General features: G+C 53.7%; 24 protein-coding genes and 3 tRNA genes. 10 read left to right on the top strand and 17 right to left on the bottom strand.

Features of this window, described 5'->3' with window-relative positions:
- Window positions 1-4: 4 nt before the first annotated feature.
- From SPH27_RS11570 to SPH27_RS11525, 10 genes are all read right to left on the bottom strand, one after another.
- Entirely contained in the window at window positions 5-520 is a 516-nt protein-coding gene (locus tag SPH27_RS11570) for a GNAT family N-acetyltransferase (protein WP_182072979.1), read from the bottom strand.
- Complete coding sequence (opgB, locus tag SPH27_RS11565; RefSeq protein WP_047060246.1) at window positions 520-2,811, bottom strand: phosphatidylglycerol--membrane-oligosaccharide glycerophosphotransferase; 2,292 nt, start codon at window positions 2,809-2,811, stop codon at window positions 520-522. The genes SPH27_RS11570 and opgB overlap by 1 nt, the downstream gene beginning before the upstream one ends.
- A gap of 270 nt (window positions 2,812-3,081) precedes the next feature.
- Window positions 3,082-3,564: a DUF2501 domain-containing protein gene (locus tag SPH27_RS11560; RefSeq protein WP_073001066.1), complete on the bottom strand. Its 483-nt coding sequence runs from the start codon at window positions 3,562-3,564 to the stop codon at window positions 3,082-3,084.
- An 83-nt stretch (window positions 3,565-3,647) separates the two neighbouring features.
- Window positions 3,648-4,385 (bottom strand): DNA replication protein DnaC, encoded by a 738-nt coding sequence (gene dnaC / locus SPH27_RS11555; protein ID WP_023334409.1) that lies wholly within the window; start codon window positions 4,383-4,385, stop codon window positions 3,648-3,650.
- Window positions 4,382-4,927 carry a primosomal protein DnaT gene (gene dnaT / locus SPH27_RS11550; protein ID WP_029742210.1) on the bottom strand — a complete coding sequence of 182 codons (546 nt, stop codon included), beginning with the start codon at window positions 4,925-4,927 and terminating at the stop codon, window positions 4,382-4,384. The genes dnaC and dnaT overlap by 4 nt, the downstream gene beginning before the upstream one ends.
- Window positions 4,928-5,075: 148 nt before the next feature.
- On the bottom strand, window positions 5,076-5,504 hold the full coding sequence (locus SPH27_RS11545) for an organic hydroperoxide resistance protein (RefSeq protein WP_023310299.1): 429 nt from the start codon (window positions 5,502-5,504) through the stop codon (window positions 5,076-5,078).
- Window positions 5,505-5,587: 83 nt separating this feature from the next.
- A complete protein-coding gene (locus SPH27_RS11540; protein WP_048978978.1) occupies window positions 5,588-6,040 on the bottom strand; it encodes a MarR family winged helix-turn-helix transcriptional regulator in 453 nt (150 codons plus the stop codon).
- 41 nt (window positions 6,041-6,081) lie between these two features.
- The gene (locus tag SPH27_RS11535) at window positions 6,082-6,723 is read right to left on the bottom strand and encodes a TetR family transcriptional regulator (protein WP_182072980.1); all 642 of its coding nucleotides are present in this window, start codon (window positions 6,721-6,723) and stop codon (window positions 6,082-6,084) included.
- A gap of 67 nt (window positions 6,724-6,790) precedes the next feature.
- The gene (locus tag SPH27_RS11530; RefSeq protein WP_023310302.1) at window positions 6,791-7,264 is read right to left on the bottom strand and encodes a threonine/serine exporter; all 474 of its coding nucleotides are present in this window, start codon (window positions 7,262-7,264) and stop codon (window positions 6,791-6,793) included.
- Window positions 7,255-8,031: a threonine/serine ThrE exporter family protein gene (locus tag SPH27_RS11525; protein WP_182072981.1), complete on the bottom strand. Its 777-nt coding sequence runs from the start codon at window positions 8,029-8,031 to the stop codon at window positions 7,255-7,257. The genes SPH27_RS11530 and SPH27_RS11525 overlap by 10 nt, the downstream gene beginning before the upstream one ends.
- A gap of 409 nt (window positions 8,032-8,440) precedes the next feature.
- Between SPH27_RS11525 and SPH27_RS11520 the strand changes: the two genes are divergently transcribed.
- Window positions 8,441-9,178, top strand: coding sequence for a helix-turn-helix transcriptional regulator (locus tag SPH27_RS11520; RefSeq protein ID WP_182072982.1), 738 nt, complete (start codon window positions 8,441-8,443; stop codon window positions 9,176-9,178).
- Complete coding sequence (bglJ, locus tag SPH27_RS11515; protein ID WP_207168181.1) at window positions 9,175-9,810, top strand: DNA-binding transcriptional activator BglJ; 636 nt, start codon at window positions 9,175-9,177, stop codon at window positions 9,808-9,810. Before SPH27_RS11520 ends, bglJ begins: the two co-directional genes overlap by 4 nt.
- A 38-nt stretch (window positions 9,811-9,848) precedes the next feature.
- Here the strand turns inward: bglJ and SPH27_RS11510 are convergent, their stop codons facing one another.
- Entirely contained in the window at window positions 9,849-10,307 is a 459-nt protein-coding gene (locus SPH27_RS11510; protein WP_008502085.1) for a YbaK/EbsC family protein, read from the bottom strand.
- 328 nt (window positions 10,308-10,635) lie between these two features.
- Between SPH27_RS11510 and SPH27_RS11505 the strand changes: the two genes are divergently transcribed.
- Window positions 10,636-11,982 carry a PTS sugar transporter subunit IIC gene (locus tag SPH27_RS11505; RefSeq protein ID WP_023310306.1) on the top strand — a complete coding sequence of 449 codons (1,347 nt, stop codon included), beginning with the start codon at window positions 10,636-10,638 and terminating at the stop codon, window positions 11,980-11,982.
- Window positions 11,983-12,078: 96 nt separating this feature from the next.
- Here the strand turns inward: SPH27_RS11505 and fhuF are convergent, their stop codons facing one another.
- Together fhuF and SPH27_RS11495 are read right to left on the bottom strand one after the other, a co-directional pair.
- Window positions 12,079-12,867, bottom strand: coding sequence for a siderophore-iron reductase FhuF (fhuF, locus tag SPH27_RS11500; protein WP_048978967.1), 789 nt, complete (start codon window positions 12,865-12,867; stop codon window positions 12,079-12,081).
- Between the two features lie 95 nt (window positions 12,868-12,962).
- On the bottom strand, window positions 12,963-14,027 hold the full coding sequence (locus tag SPH27_RS11495; RefSeq protein WP_039260916.1) for a GGDEF domain-containing protein: 1,065 nt from the start codon (window positions 14,025-14,027) through the stop codon (window positions 12,963-12,965).
- 215 nt (window positions 14,028-14,242) lie between these two features.
- Between SPH27_RS11495 and SPH27_RS11490 the strand changes: the two genes are divergently transcribed.
- On the top strand, window positions 14,243-14,512 hold the full coding sequence (locus SPH27_RS11490) for a DUF1435 domain-containing protein (protein ID WP_039260915.1): 270 nt from the start codon (window positions 14,243-14,245) through the stop codon (window positions 14,510-14,512).
- A gap of 42 nt (window positions 14,513-14,554) precedes the next feature.
- Here SPH27_RS11490 and SPH27_RS11485 read toward each other — a convergent pair.
- The 4 genes from SPH27_RS11485 to rsmC form a co-directional block, all read right to left on the bottom strand.
- Window positions 14,555-14,640: transfer RNA gene (locus tag SPH27_RS11485), tRNA-Leu, on the bottom strand.
- Window positions 14,641-14,673: 33 nt separating this feature from the next.
- Window positions 14,674-14,760 (bottom strand) — tRNA-Leu (locus tag SPH27_RS11480).
- A 28-nt stretch (window positions 14,761-14,788) separates the two neighbouring features.
- A tRNA-Leu gene (locus SPH27_RS11475) sits at window positions 14,789-14,875 on the bottom strand.
- 172 nt (window positions 14,876-15,047) lie between these two features.
- Window positions 15,048-16,076 carry a 16S rRNA (guanine(1207)-N(2))-methyltransferase RsmC gene (gene rsmC / locus SPH27_RS11470; RefSeq protein WP_029740018.1) on the bottom strand — a complete coding sequence of 343 codons (1,029 nt, stop codon included), beginning with the start codon at window positions 16,074-16,076 and terminating at the stop codon, window positions 15,048-15,050.
- A gap of 102 nt (window positions 16,077-16,178) precedes the next feature.
- Between rsmC and SPH27_RS11465 the strand changes: the two genes are divergently transcribed.
- From SPH27_RS11465 to SPH27_RS11440, 6 genes are all read left to right on the top strand, one after another.
- Window positions 16,179-16,592: a DNA polymerase III subunit psi gene (locus SPH27_RS11465; protein WP_033144572.1), complete on the top strand. Its 414-nt coding sequence runs from the start codon at window positions 16,179-16,181 to the stop codon at window positions 16,590-16,592.
- Window positions 16,561-17,004, top strand: coding sequence for a ribosomal protein S18-alanine N-acetyltransferase (gene rimI / locus SPH27_RS11460; protein WP_033144573.1), 444 nt, complete (start codon window positions 16,561-16,563; stop codon window positions 17,002-17,004). Before SPH27_RS11465 ends, rimI begins: the two co-directional genes overlap by 32 nt.
- Window positions 17,005-17,023: 19 nt before the next feature.
- On the top strand, window positions 17,024-17,701 hold the full coding sequence (gene yjjG, locus SPH27_RS11455; protein WP_023310313.1) for a pyrimidine 5'-nucleotidase: 678 nt from the start codon (window positions 17,024-17,026) through the stop codon (window positions 17,699-17,701).
- A 91-nt stretch (window positions 17,702-17,792) separates the two neighbouring features.
- Window positions 17,793-19,382, top strand: coding sequence for a peptide chain release factor 3 (gene prfC, locus SPH27_RS11450; RefSeq protein WP_182071492.1), 1,590 nt, complete (start codon window positions 17,793-17,795; stop codon window positions 19,380-19,382).
- Between the two features lie 298 nt (window positions 19,383-19,680).
- Complete coding sequence (gene osmY / locus SPH27_RS11445; protein ID WP_028015434.1) at window positions 19,681-20,298, top strand: molecular chaperone OsmY; 618 nt, start codon at window positions 19,681-19,683, stop codon at window positions 20,296-20,298.
- 127 nt (window positions 20,299-20,425) lie between these two features.
- Window positions 20,426-20,587: a DUF1328 domain-containing protein gene (locus tag SPH27_RS11440; protein ID WP_003856556.1), complete on the top strand. Its 162-nt coding sequence runs from the start codon at window positions 20,426-20,428 to the stop codon at window positions 20,585-20,587.
- The last annotated feature ends 75 nt before the right edge of the window (window positions 20,588-20,662 follow it).

Here is a 20,662-nt window from a genome sequence, read left to right as displayed (position 1 = left end):
GATATCAAAGCGGCAGACGCATGGCACAGCGGGAGTTATACGCTAAGCCGTGCGCTGCTTCTTCTTCACGTTTTTCACGCAGTTCAGGCGTGAGTTCAGCTACGTATTCAAACCCCAGCTTTGCATAGAACGGCGCGTTCCACGGTACGTCCCTGAACGTCGTCAACGTCAGCGACGCCAGCCCCAGCGTGCGGGCATGGTCTGCCACGCAGGCGATAAGCTGCCTGCCGATCCCTTTTCCCTGCCAGTCCAGATCAACCGAGAGTTCGACAATAAACAGTGATGAAGGGTGGGCCTCGGCAAGGATAAACCCGACGGGCTGGTCGTTCGCCAGCGCCAGCCAGCTTAGCCCACGTTCGGCATACTCAAGGTGCTGCTCAGCGGAAATGACCTCACCGTCGGCAAGCCAGGCGAGACACGGGTCTTCACGAAAGCGCTCGCCCGCCGCGCGTTCAATGGCGGGAAGGGAGGCAACGTCGCCGGGACGCGTGGGGCGGACGGTGAGGTTAAGGTCGACCATTAGCCTGCGCGACTCACAATTTTAATTTCGACCATGCCAATGCCGAGCTCGCGCGGTGAATGGCCGAGAATATTCCCTTCATTGGTGGACTGCGGATCCGGCGGCACGATCACCAGGGTATTGCTGCGCGATGGGTTCTCAAAATGCAGCGTGTGCGTGCTGACGTCGTTCCCGAGCGTCAGCATCTGCTCCTGGCTGCCCACGCGAACCGGTACGGGCTTGTTAGCGTTGGGGCCATACGCTCTGGCGGTGATCACCAGGTCGAATTGTTCCGGCAGGGGATGGGCGTACTCAATTTTCACCTCATTACCCAGCTGCGCGTTGGACCAGCGCCCCCAGGACTCCGGACGCGAGATGCCGCTAAACTGCTTCACTTCCTCGGGCGCGCCGGCCACGTTAAAGATAAAACTGTCCGCTTTGTAGCGAATGTCGTTATCGCTGATTTTCAGCATGTCGACGTTACGCTGATAGCGCGCGGTATCAATCACCGTATCGTTGAACGCGGTTTTGCCTTTCCACTGGGCTTTATCCACGTGCTGTACGGTTTGCTCTCCGCCGAGCTGACCCTGAGAGACGCACCAGTCGGTAGAAAGCGCCAGCGGCTGCGACCAGAGCTGGCCCATCTTGTAACATCTGTCGACCCATACGAAATTATCGCGTGGGGCAAAATCGGCCAGCTGATAGCGCAGCGGCGCGGAATATTCGCTTTCCGGCAGCGGCTCGACGCGCCCCGCCGACACGCGCACCAGCAGCGGCAGACGGAAGCTGCTGCCCGAGAAGGCAATCGTGTTTTTATCCCGATCGACGGTGAAGTCCTTCATCTCTTTCGGGAAGTTCCACAGGCGGATAATGTCTGGCTTCCAGGCGAGGATTTTATCCTTCATGTTGAGGAACACTTCCGACAGGGATTGCCCCGACAGCGTGCTGCGGCCCAGGCCAATAAAGTTGTCGCCGCCCAGAATGTCCAGCACGGTTGCGCCGTTATCCATGGAGTTGCGTTTGGTGGCGATGACCTCCTGCTGCGGCTGGTCGCCGCGCAGGACGAAGAACAGGTTGCTGCGATCCTGCTTGTTGAGCCGATCCCAGGCGCTGTTTTTCATCGCCAGATGGTCAGACGAAACGACGATGACGGTGTTTTTAAACCAGGGCGAGGCTTTGATTTTCTCGACCAGCGCGGCAATGTGCTCCTGGCTGCAGGTCACGGCGCTGAAAGACGTGTTGTTTTTGCCATCCACGTCATAGCTTTTGCGTTTGCAGCTGCGCGAGACGAACCCGTCCGGATGGTGGGTGTCCACCGTCAGCGCAAAGAGGGAGAAACGCTTGCCCGCGCGGGAAAGCTCCTCGAATTTCTTCCAGGTTTCGTCGAGTACCGTATCGTCATAGAAGCCCCAGTCGTTACGGTAGCTCGGATCGGCAACCGTCGTTTTTAACTCTTCTGAGCCATACAGGTGGTCAAAACCGTGTGATTTCAGGAACACGTCTTTTCCGGCAAAGCGCAGGTTTGCCCCCTGCACAAAATAGTTTTCGTAGCCGGAGTTTTTCAGGATATCGCCGAGGCAAATATTCTGGGGGAAGAACGTCGACATCGAGGCTGAGGCGTTACCTTCAAAAGGCGCGAACAGCGGGATACCGCACTGGGAGGCAACCATTCCGGCAATCGTATAGTCCGTACCCGGCAGCTGCATGGTGTGGCTGAAGTCGAGACCTTCGTTTTTCAGCGCCCCCAGGTCCGGCGTCAGGTTCGGGAAGGCATCGTTATCAAAGTACGTGCGTTCCAGGCTTTCACCGTAGATGTAGACCAGGTTGAGCTTCGGGCTGGCGATCGTTTTGGACGGTTCTTTGTAGTAAGCCGCGAAATCCGGATCGCCATCGCGCGACTGGGATTTTACCAGCTCGGTGATCTGATGGAACGCCGGGCTGGCGTCGACGGATGCCAGCGCCAGGAATAACGCCAGCAGGCTGTAGCCATGATGGTGCGGAAGATGGCGACGTCGGCGCAGCACCCAGGCCAGCGCGCCAAAAATCGTCACCAGCGCGACGATAAGGCCGAGCCCCGGAAGAATGTATTTGCCCACGCCCGCGCCCGTCAGGCTGTTCGTCAGCGTGTAGAGCACCGCATCGTTAATACCGTCACCGGTAAAATAGTCGCTGGCGTATAAGGTAATGTTTAAAATAATAAAAATGCCGAGTACTACCAGCGTGGCGATAAACCACCAGGTGTGACGGCCGGCTTTCCAGGCGTAAACGCCGACAGAAGCCAGAAAAAGGATAAGAGACATGAATTCTGACAACAGCATATCCTCATGACGCCAGGTGCTTCGCTGGCTAACTGTTTATTTTTTGGGTCATACAATGTAATTGCGATGTCGTTAAGCTGCAATTTTAGTGTCACGAAAGTGTGCTGTTGTTAGGATTTGGTTTAGAAAATCGTTTTTATGAAGAAGGTCGCATCCTGACAAACGGACGCTGAGACGGTGGCAACCAGGAAAAACGCTCGTTTAGCGCCGCGTTGCAAGACTATCGCATTAAACGCGGCGTGTTGTGGCAGAAAAAGGGATGGATCAGGAGATGAAATTAACGCCTTGTTTCAGCACCAGATCGCAGGCTTTGGTTTTCACCTGTTTTGCCAGAGAAGAGTTGCCGAGGGTGCTCAGGTTTAGCTGCTGCCCGTTTTGCGCGTTAAGCAGGCCCTGAATGCCGTCCATATAGTTGGTATCCGCTTTCTGCTCCTGGGTATCCAGACCCAGTTTACCCAGCACCTGGTTTTTAACGTTTTGCGCGTCGGTCACGGAGGCCAGCTTTTGCTTCGCGCAATATTCCAGAATCCCCGCCGCGTTGTTCATCGTGCCCGCGCTGAGGCTCTGAGAGCTGTTGCCCAGCAGGCTGGTGAGGGAAGAGGCGGAGAGTCCACCCTGAGAGCTGCTGCTCTCTTTGGTCAGCTCATTTGCCGCGCTTGACAGGGACTCCTGCCAGGACGCCGCTTGCGCTGCGCCGGTCACCAGCAGCGCGCCTAAAAAGGTGCTGATTAGAATCTGTTTTTTCATCATGGCTCTCTCAAAAAGGTCCGTTTTGGGCCGAAGGGGTTCCAGTATATACCTATGCCCAGGCGGCGATTCCTGGAACTGTCTTAATACTCTTTGCCGGTAACGCGGCTGCGGTAACTTTCCCAGTCGAAGATGACATAAAGACTGTTACCCAGCTTCATGCGGTCCATGACGCGTTCACCCAGCAGGCGGGTCATCTCGTCGATATTGTGGTTCGTCAGCATGCCGGTGGGGCGTTTGGACGAGGAGCGGCGGTCGACAATCTGGTTGATGATCACTTTTTCATAGCGGGATTCTGTCTGAACGCCAATCTCGTCGATGACCAGTAAATCGACATTGCTCAGATCGTTGAGCAATTGCTCTTCGCTGGTTTCGCGGTTGCTGAAGGTGTCTTTCATCGCGGACATGATATCGGCCACGGTGATGATAAGAACCGATTTACCCCGCAGAAGCAGCTCGTTGCAGATGGCGGCTGCAAGGTGGTTTTTTCCGGTACCCGGCTTGCCGCTAAAGATGAAGCTGGCGATATTGCCGTCGAATTCATCCACGTACTGACGGGCGGCGGCAAGGGCGTTCATTTGTCCGTTGGTTTCGACTTTATAGTTATCGAACGAGCAGTTCTGGTGCAGGGGACGGATACCGGAGCGGTTAAAGGTGCGCTGCATTTTCATCGCCCGGTTTTCCCTGGCGAGCGCGGCGGCGCGGATCTCACCTTGCTCTTTTTGCCACGCCAGCAGCTCTTCACCCGTGGTGAAAGCGGGCTTCACGTTGGCAGGCATCATTTTTTGCAGACGTTTCATCAGGTCGCCGACGTTCTTCATTTCGCACCTCGGAATCCGCTGGGGATCTGTTTATCCGGTTCGGAAAACGCGTTGATATCGCGTTTGGGCTGGCCGTTGTTGCCGGCGCGGGTAATTTGAAGATGACGCGCGAGCTTTTGCTGCCACTGAATGTGGGTGAAGACTTTCCCTTCCGCCTGCCACCAGGCGGTAAACGCGGCGAGCTCTTCGGCGGTGGCCGGTTGGGTTAACGCGATGCCCCACAGCGCCGCCTGCCGCTGAAAATCTGCATCCGGCTGCCAGCCCGCGTACAGGGCAAATTTTCCCATCGGAACGGTCACGGGAACGTTGACCGGCTCATCAAAGAACTGGTTGTCCAGCGTGATATCGCTCGCCGGGCGTGACAGTTGCGCTTCAATCTCCAGAAGCTGTGCCAGGCGTTCCGGCGTGATTGCGTAGAACGCCGGCGCGTTGTCGGCAAAAACCGCAACCGTGCCGCCTTCGGCATGGGTCAACACACCGCGTGGGTCGCGCATAAAGGCATCAATGCCAGCAATGCTGGTGGTCAGAATTCTGGAGGACATAACGCTTACTCTACTGATTACTACGGGCGTGATATGGGCTTATGGTAGCACAGAGAGAGGAAAGGGAAGGAGGGGATTTCCCCGGTGGCGCTGCGCTTACCGGGGCTACGGTCGTAGACCTGAAAAGCGCAGCGCCATCAGGCATTTATCACGCGATAATATTCAGGGTCACGTCGATGTTGCCGCGGGTCGCGTTAGAGTACGGGCAAACAATGTGCGCCGCATCGACCAGCTTTTTGGCTTCCGCGGGATCCATACCCTCAACGTGGATGTTCAGTTTTGCTTCGATACCAAAACCGGTTGGCAGCGGGCCAATACCCACTTCGCCTTCAATAAAGGCATCTTTTGGCAGGGTAAATTTGTCGCGTGCGGCCACGAACTTCATCGCGCCCAGGAAGCAGGCAGAGTAGCCCGCAGCAAACAGCTGCTCAGGGTTCGTTACTTCTCCGCCCATGCCGCCCATCTCTTTTGGCACGCCCAGTTTTACGTCCAGTACGCCATCGGAAGAGGTCGCGCGGCCGTCACGGCCACCGGTTGCTTTTGCTTTGGCGGTATAAACAACTTTTTCTAAAGACATGGCAGGTTCCTCATCTTGCTTTAATGTGTGCTATTAAATAGCGTGCGATTTATATGGGTGATAATCACGCGTAAAGTATAGCTTTACGCGCGGTGTAGCTGTTGTCGCAAAAGTTCGAGCTGCTGTTTGAGCGCCAGCAAAGTGTCGGTATCACACTGCGCTGCGCAACCCACCGCATGGGGAATACCCAATGCCTGCTGCTGCAGTTCACGTCCCGCTTCGCTCAGGGTAACGGCGACCTGACGTTCGTCTTTACGCGAACGGTGACGGTTGATTAACCCACCACTTTCCAGCCGTTTTAACAGCGGCGTCAGTGTCGCAGAATCCAGAAACAGGCGTTCGCCGATGTCCGACACCGTGACGTCATCCTGCTCCCACAGCACCAGCATTACCAGATATTGCGGGTAAGTAAGTTTCAGCGGTGCCAGCAGTTGCCGGTACAGCTTGTTAAGCGCCAGATTTGCCGAATAGAGGGCAAAGCAGAGCTGGTTATCCAGCTTGAGCGCAGCGGTTGCGTCGTTCGTTTTCGCGTTCATAAGATGAATATAGATAGTGTGCGATTTAATTGCAAGCAATTTTATGGGCAGGTGTAGCGGAGCGCCACCTGAACGGCCATTTTGCGGTAGTGCTGGCGCTGAGCCTGTTCGTCCGCCCCGTCTTCAAACAGGAGCGTGAAGGTGTAGCTGTTGGCAACGTAGTGAAAGCTGAAGCTGCTTATCAGGCGGTGAAGATCGCGGGCGTCAACCGTCTGGCTGAAGAGCTGCTTTTCTTTGCCCCGGAGCAGGATGCCCTCCAGCAGGTCGAGCGCGCTACGGTTGACCTGGCGCAGATAGCTCGACTGCTGCATAAAGCGGCCCCGCTGCATGTTTTCCATGCAGATAATCCGGATGTAGTCCGGGTGGTCGGCATGATAGTCAAAGGTGGCTTCAACCAGGTTGACCAGCGCTTCGACGGGGGGCATTCCCGCCAGGCTTAGCGCTTTTTCACTGGCGCGAATCTGGGTGTAAACATATTCCAGAACCAGGAGATAGAGATTCTCTTTATTCTTAAAATGGTAAACCACCATGCGTTTGGTGGTGCCCGCTTTTTCCGCGATCTGCTCCATGCGGGCACCGTTCAATCCATACTCGGCAAAAAGCGCGATGGCGCTCTGAAAAATTTTCTCTTTCAGGCTGGATTCTTCGCTGTGCTCGGGGTGTTCGCTGCCAGGGTTAGCCACATCCTTTCCTTATTTTCACCAAACGGACCAGAAGGATTATCTCCATGGCAGCGAAATAACACAAATATCAAACGCGTGGGCGTTTGCGGTACAGCCACAGCCCGGGGATCGACAGCCCGATGGAGAGCGCGCCGACGATGGACGAGGCCTTAAGAAAGTTGCTCAGGAGGAGGATCATCTGCGGCTCGGTGTAGCCAAAATGGCTGATTTTCACCGCGGAAATCATCGCCGTATAGGCAGATATGCCGGGGAACATTGGGATCACGGCGGCGACGGTGAACACCTTGGGATGCGCCAGATACCAGCGCGACCACTGGATGCCGATACTGCCGACCAGCATGGAGGCCATAAATGTCGACCATTCGATGTTAAATCCTGCGGTCATCATCACCATTCGCGAGCCATGACCAATCGCGCCCAGCAGCGCACACCATCGCAGAGCGCGTTGCGGAACGTTAAACACCATCGCAAAGCCGACGGCAGGAATGGCGGCCAGAAGCATGTCCTGTGCCAGCGCCAGCAGAAAATCTATCACGCCCATCCGCGTAACCCCCAGAGTGTCATGGCCATCACAACGCCGATGCAGGTCGCCAGCGTCAGCAGGCTGGCAATAGCCCAGCGTGCCAGACCGGTATTGATGTGTCCTTTAAACATGTCGGCGACGGCGTTAATCAACGGAAAGCCCGGAACAAGCAGAAGCACGCTGGCGGCCATGGCAATCGTCGGGGTAGTGGCAAACTGCGGCAGGCGCAGCAGCAGGCCGGAAACCGTGGTGGCGACAAACGCGGTAATGCAGAAGTTAATTTGCGGATGCAGCTGCCGGTGCGTCAGCAGCTGGCGAACATACATGGCGATACTGCTGGCGAAAAAGGTGACGATCGCGCCGTCCCAGCCGCCTTTGTTGAGCTTACAAAAGCAGGCGCAAGACAGCCCTACCATCACCACGACAAGCCAGCGCGGATAACGCAATGGCTTAATTTGGCAGAACCGTTTTTCAATCTCCCGAAGATCGAGAAGCTTATGTTCAGCAAGGATGACGATGTGCTGCACTTCGGTCACGACATGCATGTTAATGCCGCGATCATGGTTTTTGCGGGTGGAGGTCAGGCACTGGCCGTCTTTGATCGTGGTCAGCACGATGGCGTTAGATGAAATAGCGCTTTCAACGCTATCCATACCCAGCGCCAGTCCCAGCCGGGTGGAAAGCTCCTCAACCAGCGCGCTTTCCGCGCCGTGCTGGAGCAGAAAAAGACCGCACTGAATACATAGCCGCGTGATAGCACGCTGCGTTGACCGATCTGCCTGCATGTATTGTCCTGAAGAAGGTGGAAAGTTGCCGGTTGGCCCATAGCGATTACTTTTAGCACAAAGTGCAGTGCCTCTTGCTGTGGGCCAGATCAAGGTTTATGCAAACAGTTGCAGCCCCTACGTGCGGAAGGGGTTGGGATTAATTCATCATTCTGGTGAATTATAATTATTGAAAGATAAGTTATATATATTTAGTTATTCTAATTTTATATTGTAGTTATTTTAATGACACTGCAATTAAATTTAATTTCGCTTTGTGAGATATTACTGCTGTTTAGGTATTTCTTAAACTAAGAAAACATCTCATCTTCTGCTTGTATTAACCTGCTTTACACTCAGGGACGAAAATACTCATACGTTGATGCATTTTAACGTTACTCATCACATGAAGAATGGACACGGAGGGTCTATGTTGTCTTTGCACGGTAAGCATAGCGTTATCATTAGCCGGATACCGGTCATGCAAAACGGGTTGGGGAGCGTAATGACTCGCCATTTCCCCGATTTTGAATTGACCTATTGCAGCTCATTGCAGGAGTTAACACTGCTCCAGCTACGCCGCGCTGACGTCATCATTGCCGATATTACAGGCGAATACTGGAATCCTCGGGGCGCGCTCGAAGAGTATTTCAATTTATTGAATCAATACCGGAACATTCACTGGATCTTTTTAGTTTCGCGGCCGCTTAACCCTATTGCCGTTGAGCTACTTGTGCGCCCGGAAAGTACGTTGCTTTCTGATATGGAACCCATTGAAGGCCTGGTGAACGCTATTCGGGCAGGTAGCCAACGCGCAGAGCGGGTAAGCCAGACGTTGTTAACCCCGGAACCTCAAAGTACGGGGGAAGAAGACGAACAGGTTATCGCGCTTACGCACTCCGAACGCAAAGTTTTGCGACTGTTGGGTAAAGGATGGGGGATTAACCAAATCGCCACATTGCTTAAGAAGAGCAATAAAACCGTCAGTGCGCAGAAAAACAGTGCGATGCGACGGCTGTCATTACGCAGTAATGCCGATATGTACGCCTGGATAAACAGTACACAGGGAATGCGAGAGCTGAGTTTGATGTCAGCCTATGGAGAGTTCGAGGAATGGAAAAAACCGATTCAACAAGACATATCGCCATCGTTGAAAATTGCACGATGAGTGCTGTTGGGCTACAGCATCTTTTTGCGCTGCCCGGCCTGAATCATTATCAACTGCATCTGTTTAGTGAATTTGACAGCTTTCAGAAAGCACTTCAGCACGTCAATTTTTTCTCGCTGATCTATTCATATTCCGATGCGCGAGACGACCGTCGTAGCTGCCTGGCGCACCTGCGGGATTTTGCCTTTACGCATGGCCATATCCAGCGCATTATCCTGGTCGCTGATGAGATGGAAGCAAGATTGATTAGCCATCTTTCCCCGTCACGCCTTCACGGTGTGGTCAGTAAATCGCTGAAGCTTGAGCTTCTGCAGAAGGAACTCATGGTGTTGCTGAGCGAAACCCTACGCATCAATGACAATATGATGAATCACTGGTACCAGAGTCAAAGCAGAATGTTAAGCCCAACGGAACGGGCAATATTGCGTTATATGTCTTGCGGCTATTCCATTCCTCAAATCGCGGCACAGCTTGAACGCAATATTAAGACCATCCGGGCGCATAAGTTTAATGCGATGGTGAAGCTGGGGGTGAACTCTGACGTAGGGCTGCTCGATGCGGCGGATATTATTACCCACCTTTCGGTAAGAGAACCGCGAAGTTCGATACTCAGCAAGCCGACTTTTTTATAACCTGCCTGATGAGCGCCAGACAGGCTCTGGCGCATCAATCAGATGCAAACATCAACCCATTTTGCGGAAGTCAGCTCTGCCATTCTGTCAGGTGAAATACGCACGGCACTATGAATTGCACCTGCTGCGGGCAGAACTTCGGCGTACTGCTTTAATGAGATATCGCAGTAAACCGCGAGCGGGTTTTCCAGGCCGAACGGGCACACGCCGCCAACGGGGTGACCGGTGATGGTCACCACTTCATCACTGCTGAGCATGCGCGCTTTTGCACCAAACGTATCTTTCAGCTTTTTGTTATCCAGGCGCGCATCGCCTTTCGCCACCACCAGTATCACCTCATTTTTCACCTTTAATGATAAGGTCTTGGCGATTTGTCCCGGTTCAACACGATGGGCGGCAGCAGCCAACGCAACGGTAGCAGTACTCTGGCTAAGTTCAATAACGTCTATATCCGGCGCGTTGTCGGCAAAAAACTGCTGTACAGACTGCAAACTCATTGTTTCCTCCTGACAAATATCCTGCGTAATCTGTCATAAGAATTTATGCTCTGTAAATATCTCTTCAGTAACAAATATCCCGAACGGCTGATTTCTGGATCCTCTTCACAATCACGGAAACCGGTTACAGTAACCGGTTGCAGAGCGTGATGCGTCGATTAATACTGAGTACGTAACGTCCCCTGTATCCAATAATAAGAGCAAATTATGAAACCATTCCGTCTGAGCAGTACCACTGGTACACAAGCCAGCAAGGTTGTGAAGGTGATTTATGGAACAACGTGCGGCGCAAATGTGCCCGTAACAAACGTCTGACAGGAGATCTGCCATGTCTGCCAACCATGCTGCGTTTAACCTGATATTCCGTTTTGTTGAAAATTACGTGAGCCCGATTGCCGGGCGGATCTCTTCCCAGCGTCATGTCATGGCTATCCGTGATGGGTTTATCTCCGCGATGCCATTTATGATTGTGGGTTCATTTTTGTTAGTGTTCGCATACCCGCCGTTTTCGCCGGATACCACCTGGGGGTTCGCCCGAGCCTGGCTGGATATGGCGAAGCAGTTTGAAGGCCAGATCCTGACGCCGTTTGATATGACGATGGGCATTATGTCCATTTATATCTGTGCGGCCATCGCCTATAACCTTGGCAAACACTATGTCAAATCACACCAGTTAGACCCGTTTATGTGCGCCATGCTGTCGCTGATGGCGTTTCTGCTGGTCGCGGCACCGAAAACCAAAGGCACGCTGCCTGTCGATAGCCTGGGTGGGACGGGGATTTTTACCGCGATCCTGGTGGCGATCTACTGCGTTGAGATGATGCGTTTCCTCAAGGCGCATAACATCGGTATTCGCCTGCCAGACCAGGTACCTCCGATGATCAAAAACTCTTTTGATCTGCTCATCCCGGTGCTGGTAGTGGTGTTGACGCTTTATCCTCTGAGCCTGCTCATTCAGTCTCAGTTCGGCATGCTGATCCCGCAGGCCATTATGTCGGTCTTTAAACCTCTGGTTTCCGCAGCGGATTCCCTGCCTGCGATCCTGCTGGCCGTGTTGATTGGCCATCTGCTGTGGTTCGCCGGGATCCACGGCGCCGCCATCGTCTCCGGGATGCTGCAGATGTTCTGGCTGACCAACCTGGGCGCTAACCAGACCGCGCTGGCCGCCAGCCAGCCTCTGCCGCATATTTTTATGGAGGCGTTCTGGACGTTCTTTATCGTGATTGGCGGGTCGGGCGCCACGATGGGGCTGGTGATTTGCTATTTGCGTAGCCGTTCAGCGCATTTACGCTCTATCGGGCGTTTGAGCGTGGTACCCAGCTTCTTTAACATCAATGAACCCGTTATCTTCGGTACGCCAATCGTTATGAACCCGGTGTTCTTTATTCCGTTCCTGCTGGCACCGATGGTAAATGCCGTGCTGGCCTGGGCGGCGATGACGTTTGACCTGATTGGCCGCGTCATCTCAGTGGTTCCCTGGACGGCACCGGCGCCAATAGGCGCTGCGTGGGCTCTGGGCTGGGATTTCCGCGCGGCTATTCTGGTTGTGGTTCTGGCCTGCGTATCGGCAATCATCTACTTCCCGTTCTTCAAAGTGTACGAGAAACAGCTGCTGGAGCAGGAAGCGGAAGAGGCACAGCGTAACGCGGAAGAGGACAATCAGCAGGTGGCTTAGGTTAAAGCAAAACGGCAACTCAGGTTGCCGTTTTTAGTGTTTGTTCCCTCTCCCTGTGGGAAAGGGGGCAGGTTGAGGGCATCAGGCCGGGGCCGACTACTTCAGCGTGCAATCCCCGCACTGCTTAACGTCCGGCAGGCGGTAGCGCTGGCAGCAGGTGCGGCGAACCAGAAGCCCATCACGGAGCACGACGGTACGGAATAACGGGTTGTCGCGGCCATCGGAAAGCTGTTTTGCAAAGAAGCAGGACTGACGCAGGGCATCAACGTTCTCATCACCAAGCAGAGGCTTCATTTCCGTTAAATACCAGTGGATTAAATAGCCCGTATTGCTCCAGATAAGCTTCGCGTTAATCTCTCCCGTCGCTTCAAGCACTTCCACCACCGGGATCAGGGCCTGGGTTATAAGCTGCTCCATGCGTTCCTGAGCCGTCAGGCGTTCCGCGTTCTGGTCTTCGTGCAGATCAATCCAGAAACAGGCTGCGCGCCCGGTTTCGTGAAACTCGACGTGGAAATTATCCGGCGAAAGTTCCAGCATGCTCTTCTGGGTTAACAGCGCCAGCATGAGGGGAGGCACCATCAGGCCGATATACCACTGCGCCCAAAGAGAGAGCAGTGGTTTATTTTCCCGCGTAAGAGTGGGCTGATTGCGATAGATATGGTCGGAATAGGTGGCCAGCAGCGACTGCAGTTTTGTCGGTTGACGCCACTCTGAGAGCGTCATGGCGTGGTTCGGGTGCGCTTCATCAAGGCGGATAAAGTCCAGCAGGTGGGCGCGCGTCTCCGCAATCTTTTCCCGTATGGCATCAGCAAGCGAAGCATTCCCGCTGGTGAGGGGCGCTCGCCAGAGGAGGGGCTCGACGATGTGTGCGGTATGCGTAGCCATAGTATAGATAGAAATCTAAATGATAATGATTGCCAATCCTAACTATTGCTCATATCAATGGCAAGACTTTTGTCTTTAAGACACCGCCGTGATGTTTATGCCGTCTGCAGCTCTTCACTTAACAGAATGTTATTGCGCCCCATATGCTTTGCTTCGTAGAGGGCTTTGTCCGCTTTTTCCAGCGCGCCTTCCACGTCTTCATCCTCGAAAATGGCAATACCAATGCTGATGGTGACGTTTGTCGCGACGCTCTCGTTAAACAGATGCGGGATTTTCAAATCGTAGACTTTCTGACGGATCCGCTCGGCCGTCTGGCGAGCATGTTCGAGTGAAATATTGGTCAGCAGCACCATGAACTCTTCTCCGCCAAAACGCGCCACAATATCGCGAGAACGCACGGCGTCGCGGATTGCCGCAGAGACGCGCTTCAGCGCCTGATCGCCCATCATATGGCCATAGTGATCGTTATAGGCTTTGAAGTGATCGATATCCATCAGTAGGACAAAGTGCTCGCCATTTTCTACCGTCGGCAGGTTCTCCAGACGGCTTTGCAGACCGCGACGATTATAGAGCCCGGTAAGCGGGTCCATCATGCTGAGATCGGTAAGGGTTTCTCGCTCTTCCAACAGGCGCGAGAGCAATTCCTGAGCGAAACGATCGTTACGCGTTTGCAAAATGTTATGTATAGCAATTGCCACCACAGGAAGTGCGAAAGAATAGGTCATTCTCAGCCATATATCGTGATCGCTTAGCCACAGGCAGACAATAAAGGTGGGCAATGAGTGCAGCGTAAATGCTTTGATATTACTCGCGAATGCCAGCGTTCCGATAAAAAGTACCGTTAATAGAGCGATTAACAAATACGTCGCGTGGTCGTGGGGAATTAAGGCGAATTTAGACTCAATTTGCCAGGCCCACAAAATACCGAAGATCCCTGAAACAACGGGAATATTTATCTTCCGTGCGCGCTTTCTCCAGTGCCAGACGAACAGGCCGGTGCTGATGGAGAAAATAGCAATAAGTGGGGCAGATAACAGGCGTACAGAATTGAGCGGATTTGTTACCGAGAACACTGCCGAAGTTGCGTTCAGAAATAAAAATAAACGTAACGACAATTGATATTTTCTGTGAACCAAAGACCGCCAGGATTGTGATGTCATAGTCGTGCGTTTTTATTAAAATTTAATTAAAACAAATAAGTAGGTTCTGTTTCGCAATAAAACATGCAAAAAACTCAAAGAGTAATTATCAGAAAATCTTTAGATGTTGTTAACAGGTGTGCAATTTATCACCTTAGGCAATTCCTGTCATTACGGGAAAGGTAAAGGTCGATGGATTTTGATTCATTCAGCTGACAAATGATAACTTGTGTCATATGATATTGGTTATCATTATCGTTGCGAGAGGGCAGATCATGTTGAACAGGGCGCTTGGCAGTGGTTGGGGGGTATTGCTACCGGGAGCCATTCTCGGCGGGTTGATGTTTGCCGATCTCTCCCTTGATACCTGGAAAGCGATCATTGTGTCAGGCCTGTTAGTCACGTCAGGCATGATCTGGCATAAGCAGCTTCGCCACTTTGTTTTACTGCCATCATGCGTAGCACTGGTCAGTGGAATTCTGGTGATACTGATGAGTTTGAAATAACAGGGAAAAACAAGGGGAACTTCAGAAGGGATGTAAGATAATTGGTGCGAGGGGGGGGACTCGAACCCCCACATCCTAAGGACACTAACACCTGAAGCTAGCGCGTCTACCAATTCCGCCACCTTCGCACAGTCATCTTACTATTGTTGATATCGCCTCGTTGGTGCGAGGGGGGGGACTCGAACCCCCACATCCGTAAGGACACTAACACCTGAAGCTAGCGCGTCTACCAATTCCGCCACCTTCGCCCAGTGCGAGCAATATCATTGTGATTTATGGTGCGAGGGGGGGGACTCGAACCCCCACATCCGTAAGGACACTAACACCTGAAGCTAGCGCGTCTACCAATTCCGCCACCTTCGCATACCATCGATACTGTAAAAGTATCGTAACCACGGAGGCGCATTCTAGATGTTTTCAGCTTTACGTCAACAGAAAAGTGCGCGCGACGCCTTGATTGCTGCAAAAATGGCCGATGCAGGCGCCATGCGGAGCCGGATGGCGCTTGTGCTTATCCGGCCTGCTGGAGCGGAGATTACTTTTTGGCCTGGCGCGTCATGACGGTACGGTAGACCTTAAAGCGGCCGGTCTGGGCGATCACTTCGTGGAAGCCGAAGGTTTCGTCCAGCACTTTCGGGTACGCCAGGAAGGCGTTCGCGACAATACGCAGCTCGCCGCCGCTGTTCAGATGACGGGTTGCGCCGCGGATCAGCGTTTGTGCCGCTTCAAGGCTGGTCTCCATGCCGTCGTGGAACGGCGGGTTGGAGATAATCATGTCGAAGCGACCGGTGACGTCGGAGAAGACGTTGCTGGCAATCACCTCGCCTTCAATGCCGTTTGCGGCAAGCGTTGCGCGGCTGGCTTCAACAGCCGGGGCGCTCACGTCACAGAGGGTTAAGCGCACTTTGGGTGAATGGCTGGCGAGCACGGTAGAGAGCACGCCCGCGCCGCAGCCCACGTCCAGCACTTTGCCTTTGGTGTGCGGCGTCAGGGTGGAGAGCAGCAGCTTGCTGCCCGTATCCAGCGCGTCGCGGCTGAATACGCCCGGCAGGGTTTTGATGGTCAAGCCGTCAAGCTGGTACTCGTCCCAGTATGCCTGTGGATCGAACGTTGTCTGTTTTTCCAGACGGCCATGATACAGACCACAGCGGCGTGCGCTGTCGACTTTATTCAGCGGTGCGTAGCCTTCCAGCATCTGTTCAGCGCTACGCACGCCGCTGCGGTTCTCACCCACCACGAAAATATCGCAGCCGACCGGCAGCAGGGAGAGCAGGTTCATCAGCTGAAACTGGGCTTCCGGTTTATTCTTCGGCCAGTAGTAGATCAGCGTATCGCAGTCGGCGATATCGCTCTGCTCCGCCACCAGGCTAAAGCGCGCGCGCTCGCCCATCTGGCGGCTCAGCACCTGCCAGTGGTGGTAGTATTGGGTATGGGCACGGCTTTCAGCACAGTCGAAACGCGCAGGCAGGTCATCCTGCATATCTCCGGCAAACAGAATACGGCTTTCTTCGAAATCATCACTGTGACGCAGCAAGACTTCACTTGCCGGGGTAAATGCAGACATGAATTGTTCCTCAATAAACTCAGGCGGGGATTATAGTAGGTAGATGGCGCACTTTCGACACATTTGCTATATTTGCGCGCCTGAGAGACAGGAGTTTTCCCTATGACATCCCGACGAGACTGGCAGTTGCAGCAGCTGGGCATTACCCAGTGGGCTTTGCGTCGCCCGACGGCGTTGCAGGGCGAAATCGCCATTTCCATCCCTGCGCACGTTCGTCTGGTGATGGTGGCGGAAGAACTGCCTGCCCTGAATGAACCCCTGATCGATGATGTCCTTCGCAGCCTGAAGATGACGGCCGACCAGGTTTTACAGCTGACGCCAGAGCGTGTCGCGATGCTTCCTCCTGATAGCCGCTGTAACAGCTGGCGTATCGGAGAGACAAACGAGATCCCCCTCCAGGGGAGCCAGATCTGCTCGCCAGCGCTGGACGAACTGAAAGCCAACCCAAAAGCGCGCAGCGCGCTATGGCAACAAATCTGCGAATATGAACACGATTTCTTCCCTCACGACGCCTGACCTGACCACAGCGTTTGCGATTGAAACACGCGCCCACGCCTTTCCGTGGAGCGAAAAAACCTTCGCCAGCAATCAGGGCGAACGGTATCTGAACTTCCGTCTGGACGTTGACGGCACCATGGCCGCCTTCGCGATCACGCAGGTTGTTCTTGATGAAGCGACGCTGTTTAATATTGCGGTTGATCCCGCGTTCCAGCGCCGTGGGCTGGGAAGAGAACTGCTCGAGCACCTCATTCGTGAGCTCGAAACCCGTGACGTTTTCACCCTGTGGCTGGAGGTGCGCGCATCGAATGTCGCCGCCATCGCGCTCTATGAAAGCTTAGGCTTTAACGAGGCGACGGTCCGCCGTAACTACTACCCCACCGCAGAGGGACGTGAAGACGCCATCATAATGGCTCTGCCGATTGGATAACGAATATAAGGTTGTAACGATGAAATGGGACTGGATTTTCTTTGATGCCGACGAAACGCTGTTTACGTTTGACTCGTTCGGCGGCCTGCAGCGGATGTTTCTCGACTATAGCGTGACCTTCACCGCTGAAGATTTTCAGGACTATCAGGCGGTAAACAAGCCGCTGTGGGTGGATTACCAGAACGGTGCCATCACCGCGTTACAGCTTCAGCACCAGCGTTTTGACGTCTGGGCGGAACGCTTAAAGGTCAGTCCGGGAACGCTGAATGATGCCTTCCTGAACGCGATGGCCGATATCTGTGCGCCACTGCCGGGTGCGGTTTCCCTGCTGAATGCGTTGAAAGGGAAGGTGAAACTGGGGATCATCACCAACGGTTTTACCGCCCTGCAGCAGATCCGCCTCGAGCGCACCGGCCTGCGCGATCATTTCGATGCGCTGGTGATCTCGGAAGAGGTGGGCGTACCTAAACCGGATCCGCGTATTTTCGATTACGCGCTGGCGCAGGCCGGTAATCCCGACCGCGATCGCGTCCTGATGGTGGGTGATACGGCAGAGTCAGATATCCTGGGCGGCATGAAGTCAGGTTTGTCGACCGTCTGGCTCAACGCGCATGGCCGCGTGAAGCCTGAAGGCATCGAGCCGACCTGGACCGTGACGTCGTTGAACGAACTGGAGCAACTCCTGTGTAAACAATGATTGCCTGCCCCCCATTGATGGGTAAAATAGCCGCAATTTTGTATTCCATGATGCGTGGCGTGCTGCCGCGCTTATAAAAGAAGATTTAATTATGACGTTGTCTCCTTATCTGCAAGAGGTGGCCAAGCGCCGCACTTTTGCCATTATCTCGCACCCGGATGCCGGTAAAACGACCATCACTGAGAAGGTGTTGCTGTTCGGACAGGCGATCCAGACTGCCGGTACCGTTAAAGGCCGTGGCTCCAGCCAGCATGCAAAATCTGACTGGATGGAGATGGAAAAGCAGCGTGGTATTTCGATTACCACCTCAGTGATGCAGTTCCCGTATCACGACTGCCTCGTGAACCTGCTGGACACCCCGGGCCACGAAGACTTCTCCGAAGATACCTACCGTACCCTGACGGCGGTGGACTGCTGTCTGATGGTGATCGACGCCGCGAAAGGTGTAGAAGACCGGACCCGTAAGCTGATGGAAGTTACCCGTCTGCGCGATACGCCGATCCTCACCTTCATGAACAAACTCGACCGCGACATCCGTGACCCGATGGAGGTGATGGACGAAGTGGAAAGCGAGCTGAAAATCGCCTGTGCGCCAATCACCTGGCCAATTGGCTGCGGCAAGCTGTTCAAAGGGGTGTATCACCTCTATAAAGACGAAACCTACCTGTATCAGACCGGTAAAGGCCACACCATTCAGGAAGTTCGCGTGGTGAAAGGTCTGGATAACCCTGAGCTGGACGTGGCAGTCGGCGAAGAGCTGGCCGCGCAGCTGCGCGACGAGCTGGAGCTGGTCAAAGGCGCGTCTCACGAATTCGACAAAGAGCTGTTCCTTAGCGGTGAAATTACCCCGGTCTTCTTCGGTACCGCGCTGGGTAACTTCGGCGTTGACCACATGCTGGACGGTCTGGTGGCGTGGGCGCCGCGCCCGATGCCGCGTAAAACCGACACCCGTGAAGTGGAAGCGCAGGAAGAGAAATTCACCGGCTTCGTGTTCAAAATTCAGGCCAACATGGACCCGAAACACCGCGACCGCGTGGCGTTTATGCGCGTGGTGTCCGGTAAGTATGAAAAGGGCATGAAGCTGCGTCAGGTGCGTACCGGTAAAGACGTGGTGATCTCCGACGCCCTGACCTTTATGGCGGGCGACCGTTCGCACGTTGAAGAGGCGTATCCGGGCGACATCATCGGTCTGCACAACCACGGCACGATTCAGATCGGCGATACCTTCACCCAGGGTGAAATGATGAAGTTCACCGGTATTCCGAACTTCGCACCGGAGCTGTTCCGTCGTATCCGTCTGCGCGATCCGCTGAAGCAGAAACAGCTGCTGAAAGGCCTGGTTCAGCTCTCCGAAGAGGGCGCCGTGCAGGTGTTCCGCCCAATCGCGAACAACGACCTGATCGTGGGCGCGGTCGGCGTGCTGCAGTTCGACGTGGTTGTCGCGCGTCTGAAGAGCGAGTACAACGTGGAAGCGATTTACGAGTCTGTGAACGTCGCGACCGCGCGCTGGGTTGAGTGTTCTGACGTGAAGAAATTCGAAGAATTTAAGCGTAAGAACGAAATTCAGCTGGCGCTGGATGGCGGCGATAACCTGACCTATATCGCGCCAACGATGGTGAACCTGAACCTGACGCAGGAACGTTACCCTGACGTTCAGTTCCGTAAAACCCGCGAGCACTAATCCCTCTCAGAGCACGGCTGCCGCCGTGCTCTTCTTTAATTCCTGTCTTATTAATCCCTTGCGGAATGTTCTTAATTCAACGCAATTTCACGCTATTCGCGCGTTTTTTACCCAATTCTGAAAGCGGCTCTGTGAGAGTGATCTATATTTAACTCAGTGTTTAACACCGGGTGTGGATAAATTAACTGTTCAATGCATGACTTTAGGTTGTCCATTTTGCCCGTGTGTTTATTCGCAATATATAAAACTACTAAGGAAGTATGTAGCCCGAATAACGGGTAAACACAGGAATAGATCGATGAATATGACAAGACTGAAGATTTCGAAAACTCTGCTGGCTGTAACCCTGGGTAGCGTTCTGGTGAGCGGTTCCGCTCTGGCGGAAAGCAGCACAATGGATAAAGCCCAGTCCACGGCCGATACCGCAGGGCAAAAAATCGATAGCTCTATGAATAAAGTCGGCAACTTCATGGACGACAGCTCAATCACAGCAAAAGTGAAAGCCGCACTGGTGGATGATGAAGCCATCAAAAGTACCGATATTTCCGTTAAGACCGACAAGAAAGTGGTCACGCTGAGCGGCTTCGTGGAAAGCCAGGCTCAGGCCGAACAGGCGGTGAAAGTCGCGAAAGGCGTTGAAGGCGTTGCGTCCGTCAGCGATAAGCTGCACGTACGTGACGGCAAAAACGCGTCGGTGAAAGGTTATGCCGGTGATGCCGCTACTACCAGCGAAATCAAAGCTAAACTTTTAGCAGATGACATCGTGCCGTCCCGCAAGGTGAAAGTGGAAACCACCGATGGTGTGGTTCAGCTCTCCGGTACGGTAGATTCGCAGGCGCAAAGTGAACGCGCCGAGTCCATCGCGAAGGCGATTGACGGTGTGAAAAGCGTTAAAAACGATCTGAAAACGAAGTAAATCTGGACCATTCGCCCGTCTGGTTAAAACCTGCGGGCGAAATAAGAACGACTCTGGAAAAACGCCGGTGAGTGACCTGAGCGCTCACGTTTAGCGGCCGACATTAACTATGGTAAAGGAGAAGCTTATGTTTCGTTGGGGCATTATATTTCTGGTTATCGCGTTAATTGCCGCCGCATTGGGCTTTGGTGGACTGGCAGGTACAGCGGCATGGGCAGCTAAAATTGTCTTCGTTGTGGGTATTATTCTGTTCCTGGTCAGCCTGTTTACGGGTCGTAGACGTCCGTAGCAAACGCAATATTCCTTCAACAAAAAAAAGCCAGTCACTGTGACTGGCTTTTTCTTATTTGCGTAACAGGTCGGG

The organism is Enterobacter sp. A103 (assembly GCF_034427535.1).
Taxonomy (GTDB): Bacteria; Pseudomonadota; Gammaproteobacteria; order Enterobacterales; family Enterobacteriaceae; genus Enterobacter; species Enterobacter asburiae_B.
The sequence above is the reverse complement of the archived record's forward strand: the minus strand, read 5'-3'. Positions and strand labels throughout refer to the sequence as shown.